This window comes from Phyllobacterium sp. P5_D12, from assembly GCF_054049495.1.
Window position 1 is genome coordinate 1 of record NZ_JBFUMG010000951.1, and the last position, 1,097, is coordinate 1,097.

A 1,097-nucleotide genomic window follows, 5' to 3' on the forward strand; every position below is an offset into this window, starting at 1 on the left:
GGCAGCGACCCTTATCGACGCAAGACGGTTTCCTTTGCGACAGAGCTTGATCGCGCCACTGGCGTCGAAACAGTACGCATTGCAGAAGTCGGCAAGGATACCTCCGCCTTTACTGAAGAATATGACCCGAGCCATCCGGCAGYGGATGCCAATGGCTATGTGAAATTGCCCAATGTCAGCATGGTCGTTGAAATGGCGGACATGCGTGAAGCCAATCGCTCCTATGAAGCTAATCTCCAAGTCGTCAAGCAAGCACGCGAACTGATTGCCATGACTGTCGACCTTTTGAGGAATTCCTGATGATAGACCAACTTCTCAGTGTTTCCACGCGTAACGCCCTCTCGAATTTGGCGGAGMCCGTAACCCCAGGCGCAGCGTCCCCCACTGCAACCACCGGCCAGTCTTCATTCGGCAATATTCTGTCACAACTGGCAGGATCGGTCAGCAATAAGCTTGAAGGTGCCGAAGCGGTTTCCATGAAAAGCATGACTGGTGACGTGCCGACCCGCGATGTCGTGAATGCGGTCATGGATGCGGAACAGTCGCTGCAAACAGCCATCGCCATTCGTGACAAGATCGTCCAGGCCTATCTCGAAATCAGCCGCATGCCTATCTAAGGATCAACGATGAAAGCGCTTACTATTGCTGCAACCGGCATGAATGCCCAGCAGCTCAATCTGGAAGTGATTGCCAATAACATCGCCAACATTAACACAACGGGGTTTAAGCGTGCCAAGGCGGAATTTTCGGATCTGCTGTATCAGGCAGAACGTACCGCTGGCGTGCCCAATGCGGCGAACCAAAGCATCATTCCGGAAGGGGCAATGGTCGGGCTTGGTGTTCAGACATCGGCAGTGCGCAATCTGCATATCCAGGGCGGGCTCAACCAAACGGGCAACCCGTTCGATGTGGCGCTGGTCGGTCGCGGATGGTTCCAGATCCAGAACCCAGCTGGTGAGACGCTGTACAGCCGGGCTGGCACATTCAACACAAACAGTACCGGCCAACTGGTGACACTCGATGGAAATCTAGTCGAACCGAACATCATTGTCCCGACGGATGCGATCGAGGTCAAAATTACCGATACGGGCCAAGTG

3 protein-coding genes are annotated in these 1,097 nt (G+C 54.2%); all 3 read left to right on the top strand.

The genetic code is table 11. The features are described from left to right. The coding region (gene flgC, locus ACXJ5O_RS27905) for a flagellar basal body rod protein FlgC (protein ID WP_457302745.1) at window positions 1-300 on the top strand (300 nt) is incomplete at its 5' end. Continuing rightward, window positions 300-617, top strand: coding sequence for a flagellar hook-basal body complex protein FliE (locus tag ACXJ5O_RS27910; RefSeq protein WP_457302746.1), 318 nt, complete (start codon window positions 300-302; stop codon window positions 615-617). The genes flgC and ACXJ5O_RS27910, both read left to right, overlap by 1 nt. 9 nt (window positions 618-626) lie before the next feature. Beyond that, window positions 627-1,097, top strand: a 471-nt coding sequence (locus ACXJ5O_RS27915; RefSeq protein ID WP_457302747.1) for a flagellar hook-basal body complex protein, incomplete at its 3' end; no start/stop codon positions are given.